Origin of the sequence: Niveibacterium sp. COAC-50, assembly GCF_013184235.1 — a bacterium.
Classification (GTDB): domain Bacteria; phylum Pseudomonadota; class Gammaproteobacteria; order Burkholderiales; family Rhodocyclaceae; genus Niveibacterium; species Niveibacterium microcysteis.
The window spans coordinates 745,724-761,957 of the sequence record NZ_JABCJM010000001.1; the positions used below are offsets into that span (position 1 = coordinate 745,724).

At 61.1% G+C, this 16,234-nt stretch carries 18 protein-coding genes; 9 read left to right on the forward strand and 9 right to left on the reverse strand.

Features of this window, described 5'->3' with window-relative positions:
* Positions 1-45: 45 nt before the first annotated feature.
* Positions 46-1,101: a hypothetical protein gene (locus tag HH302_RS03375; RefSeq protein ID WP_172198199.1), complete on the forward strand. Its 1,056-nt coding sequence runs from the start codon at positions 46-48 to the stop codon at positions 1,099-1,101.
* 24 nt (positions 1,102-1,125) lie between these two features.
* Here the strand turns inward: HH302_RS03375 and HH302_RS03380 are convergent, their stop codons facing one another.
* Genes HH302_RS03380 through HH302_RS03390 form a run of 3 tightly spaced genes read right to left on the reverse strand, consistent with a single transcriptional unit; the run spans position 1,126 to position 4,211 of the window.
* On the reverse strand, positions 1,126-1,674 hold the full coding sequence (locus tag HH302_RS03380) for an FMN-binding protein (RefSeq protein ID WP_172198202.1): 549 nt from the start codon (positions 1,672-1,674) through the stop codon (positions 1,126-1,128).
* Positions 1,674-3,008: an outer membrane beta-barrel protein gene (locus tag HH302_RS03385; RefSeq protein ID WP_216661750.1), complete on the reverse strand. Its 1,335-nt coding sequence runs from the start codon at positions 3,006-3,008 to the stop codon at positions 1,674-1,676. The genes HH302_RS03380 and HH302_RS03385 overlap by 1 nt, the downstream gene beginning before the upstream one ends.
* A gap of 24 nt (positions 3,009-3,032) precedes the next feature.
* Entirely contained in the window at positions 3,033-4,211 is a 1,179-nt protein-coding gene (locus tag HH302_RS03390) for a cytochrome-c peroxidase (RefSeq protein WP_172198205.1), read from the reverse strand.
* Positions 4,212-4,406: 195 nt separating this feature from the next.
* Between HH302_RS03390 and HH302_RS03395 the strand changes: the two genes are divergently transcribed.
* Positions 4,407-5,201 (forward strand): FAD:protein FMN transferase, encoded by a 795-nt coding sequence (locus HH302_RS03395; protein WP_172198208.1) that lies wholly within the window; start codon positions 4,407-4,409, stop codon positions 5,199-5,201.
* A gap of 8 nt (positions 5,202-5,209) precedes the next feature.
* The gene (locus HH302_RS03400; protein ID WP_172198211.1) at positions 5,210-5,668 is read left to right on the forward strand and encodes a hypothetical protein; all 459 of its coding nucleotides are present in this window, start codon (positions 5,210-5,212) and stop codon (positions 5,666-5,668) included.
* Here the strand turns inward: HH302_RS03400 and HH302_RS03405 are convergent.
* Positions 5,662-5,979: a hypothetical protein gene (locus HH302_RS03405; RefSeq protein ID WP_172198214.1), complete on the reverse strand. Its 318-nt coding sequence runs from the start codon at positions 5,977-5,979 to the stop codon at positions 5,662-5,664. The genes HH302_RS03400 and HH302_RS03405 overlap by 7 nt on opposite strands.
* Positions 5,980-6,080: 101 nt before the next feature.
* Positions 6,081-7,538, reverse strand: a complete 1,458-nt coding sequence (gene cls / locus HH302_RS03410; protein WP_172198216.1) for a cardiolipin synthase — start codon at positions 7,536-7,538, stop codon at positions 6,081-6,083.
* 171 nt (positions 7,539-7,709) lie between these two features.
* On the opposite strand from cls, the gene HH302_RS03415 reads away from it, so the two are divergent.
* Complete coding sequence (locus HH302_RS03415; protein WP_172198218.1) at positions 7,710-8,603, forward strand: hypothetical protein; 894 nt, start codon at positions 7,710-7,712, stop codon at positions 8,601-8,603.
* Between the two features lie 61 nt (positions 8,604-8,664).
* Here HH302_RS03415 and HH302_RS03420 read toward each other — a convergent pair whose 3' ends face one another.
* The 3 genes from HH302_RS03420 to HH302_RS03430 form a co-directional block, all read right to left on the reverse strand.
* The gene (locus HH302_RS03420; RefSeq protein ID WP_172198220.1) at positions 8,665-9,219 is read right to left on the reverse strand and encodes a PEP-CTERM sorting domain-containing protein; all 555 of its coding nucleotides are present in this window, start codon (positions 9,217-9,219) and stop codon (positions 8,665-8,667) included.
* Between the two features lie 201 nt (positions 9,220-9,420).
* Entirely contained in the window at positions 9,421-11,019 is a 1,599-nt protein-coding gene (gene aceB / locus HH302_RS03425; protein ID WP_172198222.1) for a malate synthase A, read from the reverse strand.
* A 31-nt stretch (positions 11,020-11,050) separates the two neighbouring features.
* Positions 11,051-11,740, reverse strand: coding sequence for a haloacid dehalogenase type II (locus HH302_RS03430; protein ID WP_172198224.1), 690 nt, complete (start codon positions 11,738-11,740; stop codon positions 11,051-11,053).
* A gap of 154 nt (positions 11,741-11,894) precedes the next feature.
* Between HH302_RS03430 and HH302_RS03435 the strand changes: the two genes are divergently transcribed.
* Positions 11,895-12,806, forward strand: coding sequence for a LysR family transcriptional regulator (locus HH302_RS03435; RefSeq protein ID WP_172198226.1), 912 nt, complete (start codon positions 11,895-11,897; stop codon positions 12,804-12,806).
* Here HH302_RS03435 and HH302_RS03440 read toward each other — a convergent pair.
* Positions 12,803-13,348: a hypothetical protein gene (locus HH302_RS03440; protein WP_172198228.1), complete on the reverse strand. Its 546-nt coding sequence runs from the start codon at positions 13,346-13,348 to the stop codon at positions 12,803-12,805. The genes HH302_RS03435 and HH302_RS03440 overlap by 4 nt on opposite strands.
* A gap of 160 nt (positions 13,349-13,508) precedes the next feature.
* Here HH302_RS03440 and HH302_RS22690 point away from each other — a divergent pair, with 160 nt between their 5' ends.
* The 4 genes from HH302_RS22690 to HH302_RS03460 are packed head-to-tail and all read left to right on the forward strand — an operon-like array spanning position 13,509 to position 16,233.
* On the forward strand, positions 13,509-13,937 hold the full coding sequence (locus tag HH302_RS22690; RefSeq protein ID WP_216661807.1) for a prepilin-type N-terminal cleavage/methylation domain-containing protein: 429 nt from the start codon (positions 13,509-13,511) through the stop codon (positions 13,935-13,937).
* The gene (locus HH302_RS03450; protein ID WP_172198232.1) at positions 13,931-14,566 is read left to right on the forward strand and encodes a Tfp pilus assembly protein FimT/FimU; all 636 of its coding nucleotides are present in this window, start codon (positions 13,931-13,933) and stop codon (positions 14,564-14,566) included. Before HH302_RS22690 ends, HH302_RS03450 begins: the two co-directional genes overlap by 7 nt.
* Positions 14,566-15,036: a type IV pilus modification protein PilV gene (gene pilV, locus HH302_RS03455; protein ID WP_172198234.1), complete on the forward strand. Its 471-nt coding sequence runs from the start codon at positions 14,566-14,568 to the stop codon at positions 15,034-15,036. Before HH302_RS03450 ends, pilV begins: the two co-directional genes overlap by 1 nt.
* Before the next feature lie 18 nt (positions 15,037-15,054).
* The gene (locus tag HH302_RS03460; RefSeq protein WP_172198236.1) at positions 15,055-16,233 is read left to right on the forward strand and encodes a PilW family protein; all 1,179 of its coding nucleotides are present in this window, start codon (positions 15,055-15,057) and stop codon (positions 16,231-16,233) included.
* The last annotated feature ends 1 nt before the right edge of the window (position 16,234 follow it).

Genomic DNA, 16,234 nt, shown 5'->3' on the forward strand with positions numbered 1-16,234 from the left:
CGTCTTCACGCTGCGCCCTTCGTGCTGGCGGCTGCGGTGCCCGCGATGGCCGCCGGTGAAACGCGCATCGCGAGCAAGTTGCCCCTAGACCCGGTTCTCGTTGAAGGCATTCCGTCGGCACTCGCGATCATCAAGCATTGGTGCCGGGACATGTCGGCTGCGTGGACCTTGCCGACGCTCGAATGTGCCGTCGAGGCACACGTTGCGCTCCCCGGGCGAGCGACCGCGAGCTTCTTTTCCGGTGGCGTGGATGCGACATTTACCGTGCTGCGTAACCACACGATCATCCCGGCCGGAACGCGCGGGCGGATTACACATGCGTTGACGGTGTTTGGGCTGGATCTGGGTTACCGCGCGGATCGCGATGACCGGCCCGCGTACCGGCAGTTTTTGGCGTCCGCCACGCCTTGGCTTGAATCTCGCGGCGTCGCGATCGTGCCGGTGGAAACCAACCTGCGTCAGCTCGATTCGCGTTCTGGATTTTGGGGGCGCGCGTTCAATGGTTTCGCATTGTCGGCTTTGGCCCAGTTGTTCCCTGATGCCCTGGAGCAAGTGCATATTGGGACGAGCGGTGAAAGTCTCAGCGAGTCAGTGCAATTTCCTTGGGGCTCGCACCCCGTGTTACATCCTTACCTGAGCTCTTCTGAAGTGCAGGGCCGTTCTCCATATGTCGAGTTTTCTCGCTTGCAGCGATTGGCGCTTATCGCGAACGACCGAGGCGCGCGGCGCCAGCTTCGCGTGTGCTTCGCGTCGCGCGACGGGGCGCTCAATTGCGGCGTATGCGAGAAGTGCGTGCGAACACGTCTGGGCCTGTTGTTGTGTGAGGCGGACACACAACTTGGCTTCACTGGACCGCCTGTAACACCTGAGGTGATAGCGCGCGTTTCAATTACCAGCGTTCTTGGTCAGGCTGAGCATGAGGAGTTGCGCGACGCCCTGCGCGCGAAGGGCATGCTTGAACTCGCCGCAGCAGAGGACGACTTGATTCGACGCTGGCTCCGCTACGAAAAGTGGCGCCAGAAGCGCGGCTTCAAAGGCTGGCTGCGGCGGAAGCGCGATGCCCTGCAACAGCGCTTTGCGGCGGATGCAGCGAAGCGCTGAGCAGGCGATCGCGCCGCGAGGGCGTTAGCGAGGCGCCAACACGGTGCGCTGGATCGTCGCCAGCCGTTGCACGCCCTCTGTGACATGGCGGCACGACAGGGTCGCGCCCGAGATGCTCTTGATTTGCTCGCCAAAGCGAAGTTCGTCGAGCGTCTTCTTGCCGACGAACTGCTTGCGCCATGCGGGTAGGCGGATCTCCTGTCCATGCGATTCGCGGTACGCCAGCACCTCTACTGCCTGAATTGCACCGTCAGCGCTGAACGCGACGGCATAGCTGATCAGCTCGTATTTGCCGATCACCTCATCAAGCAGGATCTGGCCGACCGGCTTCCCCGCGCCGTCGCGCGCGGTCCAGCCCTGCACGCGCCGCGGCTTGGTTGCAACGCCGAGCGCCTGGTCGAGCACTTGCTGCTGCGCGGGCGTGAGCTCAATTGCGATCTCGTCGAAGCGCGCTGCCTGCGGAAACAGCGCAGCACGTGCCTGCTCGGCGCTCATGTACACCACTGCATGCACCGGCAGCACGATCGCGGCCGGTGTCAGTGCGAGGGCGGCGAATAGCCAACGGTGCTGCATCAGTACGCAAAGCCAATGCCGAGGTTGAACATGTCGCGGCTGCTGTTCTCACGGAACCACTGGTAATCCGCCTTCAGCACCACCTGCGGATGCAGCTTGAAGCTTGCACCGGCGGTGACCACGGCTTCTGTTGGTTGCGCTGCGTAGCCGAACTGAGCGAGGGCGTCGTCGTACTTGCGGGCGGTATTGAATTGCTCGTAGCGGACGAACGGCAGCAGGGCATAGTCGCCCTGGGCCCAAGCCTTGTAGCCGGCCTGTGCATACCAGCCATCAAAGCGCTTGGGTACCGGATATGGGTTGCCGACCTGGGTCAGGTTGAATTGTTCAACGTTTGAGAAGCTGCCGATCGCATACAGCGCGCTGAGATCCCAGTTGCCCGGAGTCCATCGTGCGTGCGCCTCTGCCAAGGTCAGACGAGCGTCCGGGCTGGCGAAATCGGGTTGCTTTTGCGCGACGTCGCCGATGAATACACCGCCGCCAACGTTCAGCCCGGGCTGGCCGTTGTAGTTCAGCGCACCGTAAAGCGCGAGATTGCCTGCCTTGGCGAATTGCCCTTCCTGATGGACCGCGCCGAGTGGCGATTCGAGCGCTTCGGCATCGGTAGCGTCCCACTTCGTGAGGTCGAATCCCGTCGTGACGCCAGCGTCCCAGCGCAGGCCGAAGTCCGTGTTGCCGGTGAGGCCAATGCCGATCTCTCGCCAGGTGGTCGGGATGATCGCGGTCTCGACGAAATTGCGCTTGACGCCAAAGTAGTTGGGCGGCTCGTGCGATTCGTTCAGGTAGCCCAGCGGGATCAGATAAAGACCCGCCTTGACTGCCAGGCCATCATTGATCTGATGTTCGACGTAGGCTTGTTCGATCGCGACTTCGCCCTGATCGTCAGCTGAAACGACAGCGTTTTCAACTTCGAGCTCAGTAACGATCTTCGTGCGTTCGTTGAATTGGTGCCCGAGCCCGAGCACCACGCGTCCGACCGTGGCCTGCGCCTGGGCGGCGTCTTGCGGCCGGCTGAAGCTGATTTCGCCGTAGCCGAACAGGCGTGTTGCCGATTCCGCCGGCTCCGCGGCGGCAGCCACCGTGGCCCCGGCAGGTGACGTGGGTGAGGTCGATGCCACGGCGGTTTGTGCGAAAGCGGGAGCCGGGGCGATAGGCGTTGCTACCTGCGCGCTGCGGGCCGCGGGTGCGGCAGCCTTTACGGCATCAAGCTCGGCACGTAGCCGCTGCACTTCTTCGCGCAGCGCGCGCATTTCGGCGCGCAGGTCTTCCTGGGCAAACGCAGGCGCACTCGCGAATGCGGCCGCCAGCGCTGCGGCCAGCGCGGTTTTCTTCATCATCTTGGGTTCTCCGTGGGGCGGGGCTTACTTTTGTTGCCAGCCGTCGTTGAGCGTGTTCAGAAATGCGATGAGGTCGTCGATCTCCGCGTCATTGAGCGCGGGCGCGTCGCCCGGTTTGCGGTTGTACGGCGCCTCGGTTGTATTGACGTTGCCTTTCCAGGCCGCCGGCAGGTCGTCGAACTTGTCGATCGAGCCGTCGGGCAGGCGCGGGTACCACTCTTCCGGGTTGGTGTCGCGGCGCACGTAGAAACGCAGCGCCTCCTTCAACGTTTCAAATCGACCGTTGTGGAAGTACGGCCCGCCGAGCGCCACGTTGCGCAGCGTGGGCACCTTGAATGCACCGCACAGGTCGGTTCGCCCGGTCAGGTCGGCGCGGAACGGACCACAAAGCCCCAGATCGAATCGGTTCGCGTCAGCGTTTGCGCGGATCTTGGGATTGCGCGGCACGCCAAGGTTGTCGTAGCTGAAGTCGGTGAACAACGGCCCTGGCGCGTTCGCCGGGGTGCTGGCCGGGTGGCATGCGGCACAGTTGCCCTTGCGTGGATCGTTGAACAGCGCCAGCCCGCGCATTTCTGAGTCGCTCAGCTTGGTCTTGCCGGCCAGGAAGGCGTCGTACTTGCTGTCGAAACGGGCAAAGTCCGGGTCTTCTTTCTGATACTCCGCCAGCGCGTAAGCGATGCGGTCGAGCGCACGCGCCGGGTCGTCAAACACGGCCTCGCCGAACTGCGCGCGGAAAGCGGCTGCCCAGGGTGCTACGCGGGCCTTTGCTGCCAGCGCTGCGCTATCCGCCAGCGCCATCTCGTGGGGTTCGAAGAACGGTTTGCTTGCCTGTTCGGCAAGACTGCCAAACCGGCCGTCGCGCATGAAGCCACCGTTTGGCGTGCCTTCGGCGTCGAAGTTGAATGCTGGAGCGAAACGCAAATAGCGAAGCGACGGCGCTTTCCGGAAGCCCTGTACATCGAGTTGCGTGCCGCCGTCGGGCGTGCCGATATTGCCACTGCCAGACCCTGGTGCCGCGTGCCCGGCCGAAGGGTCATGGCAGGTCGCGCAGGACATCTTGCCGGAGGCCGACAATGAGGGGTCTAGGAAGATCTGACGCCCGAGTTCGCCGACCGTGCTGAGCGTTTCTGAGGGTAGCCCCGGTGCGCTGGTGCCAGACGCGGAATCTCCGTCGCCACCGCAGCCGAGCAGTGACACACACATCGCGCATGCGAGCAGGTATCGCGCGGCCAATGGGTGGGGGAGGGGCCACCTGTACATTCTTTGCATCAGTTGAAATCTGTGGTGCGAGTGAGAATGGTTCGCATTGTTACATGTGTGACCTGCTTTGGTATAGTCGCCGTCATGGTTGATGCGGCGAATGCAACAGCGCCCGGCGCAGTGGTGCGGCGGGCGCGGATGGCGATGGGAACGCTGGTTGAAATTGAGGCCAGCACCTCCAATCCGTCCTTGCTTGACGAAGCCTTCGCGGCGCTTTCAGGGATAGAGGCTGCGTTTTCGTTCTTCCGGCCGACAAGTCTGCTGGCTCGTATCAACCGGGCCCGCGTGGGCGACGAGATCGACCTATTGCCTTGGCAGGACGAGTTGTTGCGTGAGGTGGTTGCGGTGGAGCGGGCCTCCGGGGGCTGCTTCAACGCCAACCTTGGCGAACAACTCATCGAACTGGGTTTGCGTCCGCGCTTGTTTGAGACTGACGACGTGCCGCGTGGTACTGCGGGTGAAGCGTTGGAATGGTTTGATGCCGGCCACATTCGCATCCGGCGCCGCGTGTGCCTCGATCTTGGCGGCTTCGCCAAGGGTGCGGGCGTTGATGCCGCGCTGGCTCGCTTGGCGCAAGCGGGGGTACGACATGCGTGCGTGAACGCGGGCGGCGACTTAGCGGTGCTTGGCGAACGCAGTGTGGCGCTGCGGGCGGTTGGAGCTTGGCAGCGAGCCGGGGCGAGTCTGGCGCTTTGCGACGAGGCACTGGCCAGTTCTGTGCGCTACGCGATGCCGGGCCCGTTTAATGGGCAGGCGGGGCTTGCGGTGCTCGGTCGCGACGGCAGGCATCTCTCGCTCAAGGCAGGCGGCGTAGCGGTCCGAGCGCCGCGCTGCGCGATTGCGGATGCGCTGACCAAGGTGGTGTTGGTCAGCGGCGATCTGGGACATCCGCTGCTGGCAGCGAATTGTGCTGCCGCGATTGAATTGGAGTGATGAACCGAATGCAGCACAGACGAATGGGTGCGCCGGGTTTGCAGCACCACGCGTGGCGCCCGGCGATCATTGTTGTACTGGTGACGCTGTGTGCCTCGGGGCTGCCGCTGTTCGCGCCAGCCGCCAGCCTGTGCGCGGACGCTTGGCTGCTTGAATGGCGGCACGCGTCAGTGGTATGCCACGGCGTGCTGGCGGGTTGGTCGCTGGTGATGCTGGGCGCGATTTCCGCACGTCATGCGATGCCGATGTGGCGGGTCGGGCGCTTGCGCTGGGCGGGCATCACGTTGATCGCAGCGTGGGTTGCCTTGGGGCTGTCAGGCGAGTTTGCGCAGTATGGCGCCGACGGCGCGTTGCGCGACGCGCTGGTGAGTGCGCATGGCTGGATCGGCGTGGGTCTGCTGCTTCCCTTCGTTTGGCATGTCGTTCGACGGCACGGGTCGAAGCAGGCGGTCGCCAGCGTTCAGTAGGAGATCGCCCAGCCCGCCGTATCCACGCGAACATGTGGGCGCCCAACCGCCTTCAAGGCGTGCGCTGCAAAGCGCTGCGCCCACTCGTCGTGGTTCGCGAAGCGACTCTCCCCACCGTATTTCGCGACGTTCAGGATCTGATCCACGATCAGGAGCTTGCCCATCGGGTTGCTCGGCGTGCATTCGAGTTCAACGAACTCGCGGTCGAACCACTGGCGTGGTGCGCGGCCATCCAACGCGTCGAGCGCATTGTCGTCAACCTGGAATTTGTAATCGCGACCGTCGCCAAAACTCACGATCAGGGTGTTCATCGCTGAAGCCTTTCCGCATGCAATGCTGCCATTCTGCTACGGGCGGCTTGGCAGCGATGGCCTCCTTTGTCTGCGTTCGGACACTCATGCCTGACGGTCCGCTACAGCAGGGGGCTGGCAAGGTGTGCGGCGTTCTCGGCAAGCCGAGCGCGGGTGCTGCGGCGCGCCCAGCGTTCCGGATCGACGCCACGTGATCCGCTTTCATATTCAGCTTGCAGCGTGCGTAGCGCCTGGGTGAAGTGCGGGTCATAGACGACCAGCGTGACTTCGAAGTTGAGGCGGAAGCTCCGAATATCGAGATTGGTCGTGCCAAACAGCGAGAGACTGCCGTCGACCGTAACGCTCTTGGTATGCAGGAGCCCGCCATGGAACTGCAGGATGCGGACGCCGGCCGCCAGAAGCGGTTCAAAGAACCATCGACTGGCATGGCGTACCAGGATCGAATCGATCCGCGCCGGCACGATGACCGTGACCCGCACGCCACGCAGGGCAGCCGCCTCGAGGGCAAGGAAGAGCGGCTCGTCGGGCACGAAGTAGGGCGTGGTCAGCACGATTTCGTCCCGTGCGCCGTAGAGCGTGGCGAGGAAGAGTCGTTGGGCGCCTTCGCCTTCGAACCCAGGGCCTGACGGGAGTACCTGAACCTCGGCGCCATCGTCGAATCGCGTGCCGACTGCGTTGGCCAACCCCGGTGCCACGCTTGCGATTGCGTCGCCTGTTTCGATGCACCAGTCCCACAGAACGATGCCTGCGAGCATTTCAACCACCGGGCCTTCGATTCGCGCCATCGCGTCGACCCATTTGCCGACGCCCGCGTCTTGCTTGAAGCAGCCGGGATCGACAAGGTTCAGACTGCCAGTCCAGCCCATCGTGCCGTCGATCACAACGATCTTGCGGTGCAGGCGCAGATCGAATCGAACAAACGCAGCACGTAGCAAGCCAACGGACAAGGTCTCGACCACGGTGACGCCGGCGCCGCGGAGTCGGGCTGGCCAGGGGCTGCGAAAGAAGGCCGCGCTGCCGACCGCATCCAGTAGTACACGGCAGGTGACGCCTCGCGCAGCGGCATTGATCAGGGCTTCGGCAACAAGGTCGGCATCGCCGCCGGGGTGCCAGATGTAGAACTCCATCAGCACGGTATGGCGTGCAGCGTTGATATCGCCAGCGATGGCGCGGAGTATGGCGGACGAGTCGCTGCGCAGGTCCAGGCGATTGCCAATCGTCGAGGGTAGGCCTGCCGCGCCTTGGGCTGTGCGCCGGATGCTGAACCAACGGTCGCCATTGTCGTGTGGGCTCAGCATGCCCGGGGGTAGCTGGCGCACCCAGTCTTCGAGCACGGGCATCAGCGCACGGGCGTGGCTACCGCGTCGCCGGCCAAGTTGGCGCTCGCCGATCAGCAGGTACATCACGGCACCAAAGTAGGGGACACCGAGTATCAACAGCAACCAAGCCAGCGTCGTCGACGGTGGGTGTCGTTGCATCAGCGCACGCACCGCAAAGGCGGCGGTGATCGCAATGTGGGCCGCTGCGGCGAGGCTCCCGAGGTGGGCACTTAGGGTCATCGATGCGGGATGTCAGACTGCATGGCAGTGAGCAAGCATAGCCGAGCTGCTCTGCCACGACACGGTCGCGGCAAAACGGTGCCGCCCTGACACGCGCAATCGCGCACGGCGATGCTATCCTCCGGCGCCGTGTGATCCGCGATCACGTCTCATTTTCGGAGCCTGTCTGTCATGCAAATGCGCCCCCTTGTCGTGTGCGCCGCGTTGGCGCTGGCTGCGTCGCCTGTTGGTGCCGCACCGGCTTCCATGAACTTCACTGCCGCCTGGACCAACATTTTCGAGACCGATCTTGGGCAAGGCGGTACGGTCGGCCTATCCGGCCTGACCGTCACGGGCGGCGCGAACTGGGGGCTCTCTCAAACCTCATCGCTTGGTGTGCAGGTGCGCGTGGACGTCGACAACTGGCAGTTCGACAAGCCGGTTGGCTTCGGTGGTTTGACGCCGTGGCAGGCAACCAACCGCTTCTCGCTCAGCGTGCCTTACGCGATGCGCCTGGATGGCGGCTGGAACGTTGCGCTGACACCCAGCATCGAGAGCAATGGCGAGGAAGGGGCCTCGAGCTCGAAGACACTCGCCTACGGCATGACCGGGATGGTGATGAAGGGCTTTGCGCAAGACAAGGTCATTGGTTTGGGCGTTGCGGTGTTTCGTAACATCGAAGAGACACGCTTCTTCCCATTTTTCGTCGTCGACTGGAAGCTGGCGGAAAACTGGCGCCTCTCCAACCCGCTGCAAGTCAGCCCCTCGGGCCCGGCCGGCTTGATGCTGTCCTACCAGCTCTCGCCGCAGTGGGAACTGGGCGCCGGCGCGGCCTATCGCTCCTACCGTTTCAGGCTCGCGAACGACAATCCTGTCGCCAGCGAGGGGGTTGGTGAAGCGGACTACATGCCGGTCTTCGCGCAGGCTACATATCGAGGCCAGGGCGGTTGGCGTTTCGACCTCTACGGCGGTGCAATGACCGGCGGTCGCCTGAAGGTCATGGATCGAAGCGGCGACAACGACATCGCCAAAGACGATGTAAAGACGGCGCCCGCGATGGCTGCGTCGTTCTCGGCGCGTTTCTAACGCGGCAAGCAACAAGAAAAAATGGCGCCCGCAGGCGCCATTTTTGTTGCTGTGCAGAGAATCAAGCTGCTTGACGACGCCGGCGAGCGGCCAGCGCGGTGATTCCCAATCCGGCCAGCATCATCGCGTAGGCTTCCGGTTCCGGCACAGCCGGAGTGATGCCGGCGCCAAACGCACCGGCGACGTGAGCACGGGTGCCGTCGCTGAAGGCGTCAGCGTTGATAACGACGAGGTCGGCGTTTCTCACGTTGAAGGTGAACGCCGTAGGCGTATTCCAATTGACGTGGTACGTCTCAATACTGCTGAAATCGCTTCCAGCATCGGTTTTGCTATACGCGGTCACGTAAAACGTGCTCTTTCCGTACAAATCGTAATTGTCCTCGCCGGGCAAAGGGGCGCGCCCTTCCCATGGCCAATTGCTTGAAACAGTTGCGCCATCCAGATTGAAAACGCCCCCATCGGTGGCCCAGATGGCGTAGTCCGCGTGGTACACGCGGTGGCCATTTATCGTTCCGATATCGAAAAGCAAGTCGTTTGACGATGACGTGGCGGCGTGCCCGGTGGATGCGAGACAGCTGAAAATCAGCGCCGCGGCGAGGCGGGTGAAAGTGGTCATGGATTATCCAATTTGATGTGACAAGGCTGGATAATGCCGTATGGATAAGGTTGAACTTGGATTGAACCGACGTCGAGCGTGATCAATCTCTCACAATCGCGATGCGCTGGTGGGTCGCATAGGAGTGCCCTGTCCGCGCTTGCAGGCGCCGTATCAGCGGTGTTGCGGTGCCTGCAAGCTCTTGAGTGATGGGCTCTTTGTTTAGGCCATCTCTTCGTACAACGGCAGCGTCAAGAACTCGGTGAAGTCGACGCGGGTGCTCATGTCCTCGAAGATCTGCGCGGCGCGCTCATAGGTGGCGGTGTTTTCACCTTGCGCGCTGACCGTTTTGCAGACTTTGCCAAGTTCATCCGCCGTGAGGTTGCGCACCAACTCGGCTGTGACCTTGCGGCCGTCTTCGAGCACGCCCTTAGGCGAGCGGATCCATTGCCACACCTGTGAGCGTGAGATCTCGGCGGTAGCGGCATCTTCCATCAGGTTGTGGATGGGCACGCAGCCATTACCGGCAAGCCAACTGCCCAGGTAGTGGATGCCAACGTTGATGTTGTTGCGCAGGCCAGCTTCGGTGATGGGTGCTTCCGGCTGGAAGTTGAGCAGGTCACCGGCGGCGACACTGACGTCGTTGCGCTTCTTGTCGATCTGGTTGGGTTTGTCGCCCAGCACGGCCTTGAACTCCGCCATGGCTGTCTCGACCAGCCCTGGGTGCGCAACCCAGCCACCGTCGTAGCCGTCCGTCGCATCCCGCTTTTTGTCATTGATGATGCCCTGCATCGCGATGGCGTTCTTTTCCGGATCATTCTTGATCGGGATGAGCGCGGACATGCCGCCAATGGCTGGCGCGTTGCGTTGGTGGCAGGTTTTGAGCAGCAGCAGGGCGTAGGCGCGCATGAAGGGCGTCGTCATGGTGATCTTGCTGCGGTCTGCGAGGCAGAAGTTCTTGTCGACCTTGAACTTCTTGATGCAGGAGAAGATGTAGTCCCACCGCCCGGCGTTCAGGCCGGCGGAGTGCTCACGCAATTCGTAGAGGATCTCGTCCATCTCGAACGACGCGAGGATCGTTTCGATCAATACGGTGGCTTTGATGGTGCCGCGCGGGATGCCGAGCTCATTCTGAGCAAGACAGAAGATGTCATTCCACAGCCGGGCCTCCAGGTGCGACTCCATCTTCGGCAGATAGAAGTAGGGCCCTGCGCCGCGGGCAAGCTGCTCCTTCGCGTTGTGAAACAGGAACAGGCCAAAGTCGAAAATGCCGCCGGAGACGCGCTGACCGTCCACCAGCACATGCTTTTCGTCGAGATGCCAGCCGCGCGGCCGCACCACCAGCGTGGCCACTTTGTCCTTGAGCGCATAGCGCTTGCCGTTTGAGTCGAAGTCGATCTGGCGGCGGATCGCATCGTAGAGGTTGATCTGGCCCTGTATCTGGTTCTCCCAAACCGGCGAGTTCGAATCCTCGAAGTCCGTCATGTAACTGTCGGCTCCCGAGTTCAGCGCGTTGATGATCATCTTGCGCTCGACCGGGCCAGTGATCTCCACCCGGCGACACTCAAGCGCCTTCGGAATTGGAGCAATCGTCCAGTTGCCTTCGCGGATGTGCCGCGTCTCGGGCAGGAAGTCGGGGCGCACTCCTTCGTCCAGCTGTTTCGTGCGTTCGATGCGCGCGGCAAGCAGTTGTTGGCGGCGGCTATCAAACGAGCGGTGCAGTTTGGCGACAAACGCAAGCGCGTCGGGCGTGAGAATCGCCTCGAATGCCTGCGTCACAGGGGCGTTGATCTGCATGCCGGCGGGCAACTGAAGGGCCATGGTTGTCTCCTTGTCTTCTAGATCGGAATCTTCACTGCTTGCCGGCCTGCTTGCCGGCAACGTATTCAAGTAGGTCGCTGAGTGAGCGCCCTTCCGCGTTCGGTGCGATATCTAGGTGTTCGCGAGGTTGTCCTGTCCGGTTGCACCAGAACGTGTTGAACCCGAACCAGCCGGCACCGGCCGCGTCCCAGCCGTTCGAAGAAACGAACAGGATCTCTTTGGCCGGGCGTTTCAGGGCCGAAGTGCCAAGCGCGTAGGCGGTAGGCGATGTCTTGTAAGCGCCGACGGCGTCGACCGACAGGACGTGGTCGAGTAGCGGTGCGATGCCGGCGCTTTTTAGCGCGATATCGAGCATCTGCGGCGTACCGTTCGACAGGATGCCGAGTGTCAGCCCGTGTTCCCGCAGCCGCTTGAGCGTCGGCTTCACATCCGGGAAGGCTGCTAGGCATGCGTACTGATTCATCAGGCGATCGCGCTGCTGGGGTGTGAGCCCCAGGTCGAGACGCCCGACGGCAAAATCCAGCGCATCCCGAGTCACTTCCCAAAACGGCTTGTACCGTCCGGCCAGCGTTCTTAGCTGGGTGTACTCAATCTGCTTCTGGCGCCACAGCGTTGACAGCTCTGCCCCACGCCCAGCGGCGAGCTGTTCGGCCAGCGCAGCGACGGAATGAACGTCGAACAGCGTGCCGTAAGCATCGAACAGGACGGCCGAGTACCGCATCGCTTCCCCCGAAAAAGCAGCCGCCGCCTCCCGTCCCCCCGGCGAGAGGCGGCGCTGCGCAGGTCAATGCGCAAGCTGCAGACACAGTCTATTCGTGCCGAAACGTGTTTAGAATCGCCGCGTTGGTCAAATTATCTTTGCTGATTGGTCAAAAATGGATCGTTTCAAGGAGATCTCGGCCTTTGTTCTGGCTGCGCAAAAAGGAAGTCTCAGTGCCGCCGCGCAATCGGAAGCTGTTACGCCTGCCGTCATCAGCCGTCGGCTGGACTCGCTTGAGGCGCGTCTTGGTGTCAAGCTGTTGGTTCGTACCACGCGACGAATCTCACTTACCTTCGAAGGAGTTGCGTTCTTCGAGGATAGCCAACGGCTCCTTAACGACCTTGCAAACGCCGAGGCCACGGTAAGCCTTGGTGGCGTCAAGGCGAGCGGACATATTCGCCTAAGCGCCCCCGCTGGTTTTGGCCGGCGTCATGTCGCACCTTTGGTGCGCGACTTTGTTCAGGAACACGGAGACGTCTCGGTCAACCTGGACCTTACCGATCGAATCGTCGATATCGTCAACGAGGGGTATGACTGCGCGGTCCGTGTTGGCGCGCTGGCCGATTCGTCCCTGGTCTCTGTGCAGTTGGCGTGGATGCGTCGCGTAGTTGTGGCGAGCCCGCTTTACCTCCAGCGGCGGGGGCGCCCCAGTACGCCCGCGGACTTGCGGCACCACGATTGCCTTGGGCTTTCCCAGCAGCGCGGTTGGATGTTTCGGTCGGATTCGGGGGGGCGCGCCGGTGAGCTTGTAAAGATCGATGGCCGTCTGCAGTCGAATGACGGCGCGGTGCTACGCGAGTGGGCGCTTGACGGACTAGGTCTTGCATGGCGTTCAACATGGGAGGTCGGGGACGACCTGCAAAATGGCGCACTGGAATCGGTTCTCGACGATTTTGCGGCCCCGGCCGTCGGTGTTTACGCGATGTTCCCGCAGCGCCGAATGCTCCCGTTGCGCGTTCGGCTTCTCATCGACTTTGCGAAGCATCGATTCTCTTCAGCTCCCTGGAATGAGCCCTCGAGTGGCTAGGGCTGTGGCTTTAACTCAAGGCCGACCGCAGGCGAGAACTCGATCTCGACAACTGTTGGCACGGCAGATCGATGGATTTCACCCGGAAGGAAAACCCAGCGCTTCAAGGTGGTTGCTAACCCGTCCAAATCGGTCGCCTGGGTTCCCTTGGGAAGAATGATCTCATCGACCGTTCCGGCAGCGCTTACGTGCAGAATGAAAGTGATCGACCTGCTCGGCGCAGCTCCGTTTGGAAAGAGCTCGTCAAGCTCGATTGGTGTAAGCAACTCGGTTTTGCGGGTCAGGCGGTTTTGTGGGATATACCTGTCGATCGGCGGGGGGGCCGCCACCTCCGGCTTGTAGGAGGTTTCCGTTAGATCAGGGGGCGGTGTCTTGCGGCCCGCAGATTCCTGAAGGCGGACTTTGATCCTGACCGGATGGTGGGGGCGACTTGGGCTCTGAGCGCCATCCTTTTCAGCGCCTGCCACCAACCATGTGGCGACGCACAGGTGGACCAATACAGACAAAACTGTGGCATATATCGCACGGCGAGTCGGTGTCATGTGGCCTGCGGCGGGCGATCACTCAGCTGGGGTGGCAATGCTACAGCCGCCGCTGCGTGGGTGCTGGCCGTTCGTCGGATCTGATGCCCCATCTATCCAGCGTGGCTTACTGCGAAGCACACCATCGACCATCATGCATACACCTAAGGAGGACGCAGCGATGCGCAGGACTAGAGGCTTCACTCTGATTGAACTCATGATAACCGTAGCGATTGTCGCTTTACTCGCGTCGATTGCGCTACCAGCCTACACCAGCCACGTCGAGAAGGGGCGAATAGCTGGTGCGCTTGAGTTGCTATCCGAGTCTAAGGTTCGAATGGAGCAGATTTTTAACTCGAACAGAAGCTATTACACCAATTCCACTGACAAGACGTGTCTTGATTTGGCGCCTGCGTTTGCCGATACAGGTTTTTCGGTCGCGGTGACGTGCGACGATACGACATTCACGATTGCGCTGACGGGGGTCTCTACCGGTCCTATGTCTGGTTTCAAATACTCGATTACTCAGAGCGGCGAAAAGAAGTCCACCACTCCTTCTTCTGGTGGGGAGAAGGCTTGCTGGCTTCGTAGCAGGAGCAGCAAATGCTAACTCGTGAGCGCCGTCTTGTCGGAGGGTTTACTCTCATTGAGTTGCTGATCACAGTGTCGATAGCGAGCATTGTGTTGGCTCTCGGCGTTCCCGCGATGTCACAATGGCTTCGACGTGCCAGTGTGACAAACATGGCTGAATCAATTCAGAATGGTCTGCGATTGACTTTCGGCGAAGCGATTCGACGCAACGCCCCCGTCCAGTTCTTGCTCACCGACAGTTCAGTTACGTCTGCGGATGTGACGACGGCTGTCGCAAAGGCCAACGGCGCCAACTGGCTTTCACGAGTGCTCGATGCTTCTTCATTTCCGACCAGTGTCACCGTGGTAAGTGGTGGGTTTGTTGCTGCAGGCACCGCCTCTGAGCTCTCTGGCTCTTCCAAACTTACCGTCGAAGGGCCCGCCTCGGTGATCTTTAGCGGTGCGGGGCGTGTCGTAGCTACGGACGGCACGCTCTTGTCTGCGTATCAGATCTATAGGGTTTCTATGTCGGATACGGATCGCGCGCTGTGTGTCTTTGTAACTCCAGGGGGCGGCACAAAGAGTTGCGATCCTTCCTACGCGAGTGGCGATGCGCGCTCATGTCAGCCGATTCTTAAGGTGGATCAGTGCAAGAAGGCGGGTACTTGATGAATGCAAATCGACGGCAGCAGACAGGCTACGCCTTGCTTGAGGCGCTGATAGCGATTCTCGTCTTCTCGCTTGGCCTGCTCGGGATTATCGGCTTTCAAGCATCGGCGATGAAAATCGCAACCGAGAGCCAGATGCGTACGAACGCGTCGATGCTCGCCGATGAATTGATTGCCAATATGTCCGTCTCGAAGTATGCCGATTTGGCAACTGACTATGGGCCGAGCGGGTCGAAGTTTAAGGCCTGGTATGACAACCGCCTGGTTGGGGCTGCAAAGCTACCCAATCCAGCCGCAGCAGTCGTAATCAGCAATGGTTCAACGACGACTACGATGAGCGTTCTGGTGTGTATCGATTGGCAGGCACCGGGGGAAAAGGATCACGGCGGAGTGATGCCTTCGGCCTCGTGCGCACGAGAAGCTTCCCCAACGACGCCCTGGAAGTTTCAAACCCGAGCTTTCCTTTTCTAAAGGGTCACGAGTATGGCAATGCATCAGCCTTATTGCGTTGCGCGACGACATCGCGGCGTCAGCTTGATCGAGATTATGGTTGGCGTTGCGTTGGGGCTCGTCGCAGCGCTCGTTGTGACTAACGTCTTTTCCGCCAGCGAGAAGTTTCGTAGAAATGTGACGGGGAGCGGTGACGCCCTTCAGTCCGCGACTCTCGCGGCGATGCGTCTCAACCTATCGGTACAAGAGGCTGGCGCTGGGTTTGTGCGAGGCAGTCACTTATGGGGCTGTCAAGTCAAGGCGACGAATGGTGGTACTAAGATTCTGCCTCGCACTGATGCGTATACGGCGCCGTTTGACAGTTTGCCGACCACGATGAATATGCTCGCAGCTGGAATTGTCAGCGGTGGGGATTCCGGCTCCGATATCTTGATTTCGATGGCTGCGGATTCACCGGCAAGCAATCGCGATCTATTGTTTACGCCGGGCGAAAACAAGATGGTGACGTCAGCATCGCTTTCGATCTCGCCCTCAGATTTTTTCCTCGTCGTGCCTCAAATTGTCGCCGGCGATGTTGGCGATTGCCAGATTGTCCAGGTCGCATCGGGTTACGCCACTGGCACGGGGGCAAGCGATACATCGCTTGGCGCAAAGGTCGTGACTTCTTCGCCGGCGACAGTTGATCTGAATAAGGATTCTTACGGCGATATTGCGTCTGACATAAAGCTGCAGTCGCCATCGGCTTTTCATTTGGGCGCGGCACCGATTTTCTCCGCTTTTGCTGTGAACGCAAATGGAGAGCTGGTCGAACGCGATCTCTTGGCTCGCCGCGATGACCAGGTGCTCGCGGAGAGCGTGTTCCTGCTGAAGGCCCGTTATGGGGTGGATGACGGCGTCGGTGGAACCGCGAACGACAACATTGTCGATGAATGGGTTTCCCCCGCGGAAGACGGCTGGAAGATCGCAGATCTTATGAAGAAGGATTCAGCCGTTGGTCAAAAGATCAATCAGATCAAGGCTGTGCGGGTTGCGTTGGTTGTCCGTTCGAAAAGGATCGGGCCGACTGATGTGACCAGGTCAAAGATTGAGCTGTTTCCGGATCTCGCAACGGCGCGGCAGTTTTCGTATGACCTTTCGTCGGACGATAAGGGCTATGAGTATCAGGTCTATGACTGGGTTATCCCGCTTCGCAATCTAAAAGCAGTCCCGAAGAGCTGAC

Bases quoted from the DNA above. Each gene is read 5' to 3' on its own strand.
- HH302_RS03430 (WP_172198224.1), bottom strand. From the start codon at position 11,740: ATGCGGTACTCGGCCGTCCTGTTCGATGCTTACGGCACGCTGTTCGAC.
- HH302_RS03440 (WP_172198228.1), bottom strand. From the start codon at position 13,348: ATGACACCGACTCGCCGTGCGATATATGCCACAGTTTTGTCTGTATTG.
- HH302_RS03415 (WP_172198218.1), top strand. From the start codon at position 7,710: ATGCAAATGCGCCCCCTTGTCGTGTGCGCCGCGTTGGCGCTGGCTGCG.
- HH302_RS03385 (WP_216661750.1), bottom strand. From the start codon at position 3,008: ATGATGAAGAAAACCGCGCTGGCCGCAGCGCTGGCGGCCGCATTCGCG.
- HH302_RS03450 (WP_172198232.1), top strand. From the start codon at position 13,931: ATGCTAACTCGTGAGCGCCGTCTTGTCGGAGGGTTTACTCTCATTGAG.
- pilV (WP_172198234.1), top strand. From the start codon at position 14,566: ATGAATGCAAATCGACGGCAGCAGACAGGCTACGCCTTGCTTGAGGCG.
- HH302_RS03380 (WP_172198202.1), bottom strand. From the start codon at position 1,674: ATGCAGCACCGTTGGCTATTCGCCGCCCTCGCACTGACACCGGCCGCG.
- aceB (WP_172198222.1), bottom strand. From the start codon at position 11,019: ATGGCCCTTCAGTTGCCCGCCGGCATGCAGATCAACGCCCCTGTGACG.
- HH302_RS03435 (WP_172198226.1), top strand. From the start codon at position 11,895: ATGGATCGTTTCAAGGAGATCTCGGCCTTTGTTCTGGCTGCGCAAAAA.
- cls (WP_172198216.1), bottom strand. From the start codon at position 7,538: ATGACCCTAAGTGCCCACCTCGGGAGCCTCGCCGCAGCGGCCCACATT.
- HH302_RS03390 (WP_172198205.1), bottom strand. From the start codon at position 4,211: ATGTGTGTGTCACTGCTCGGCTGCGGTGGCGACGGAGATTCCGCGTCT.
- HH302_RS03460 (WP_172198236.1), top strand. From the start codon at position 15,055: ATGCATCAGCCTTATTGCGTTGCGCGACGACATCGCGGCGTCAGCTTG.
- HH302_RS03395 (WP_172198208.1), top strand. From the start codon at position 4,407: ATGGCGATGGGAACGCTGGTTGAAATTGAGGCCAGCACCTCCAATCCG.
- HH302_RS03405 (WP_172198214.1), bottom strand. From the start codon at position 5,979: ATGAACACCCTGATCGTGAGTTTTGGCGACGGTCGCGATTACAAATTC.
- HH302_RS03400 (WP_172198211.1), top strand. From the start codon at position 5,210: ATGCAGCACAGACGAATGGGTGCGCCGGGTTTGCAGCACCACGCGTGG.
- HH302_RS03375 (WP_172198199.1), top strand. From the start codon at position 46: ATGGCCGCCGGTGAAACGCGCATCGCGAGCAAGTTGCCCCTAGACCCG.
- HH302_RS22690 (WP_216661807.1), top strand. From the start codon at position 13,509: ATGCGCAGGACTAGAGGCTTCACTCTGATTGAACTCATGATAACCGTA.
- HH302_RS03420 (WP_172198220.1), bottom strand. From the start codon at position 9,219: ATGACCACTTTCACCCGCCTCGCCGCGGCGCTGATTTTCAGCTGTCTC.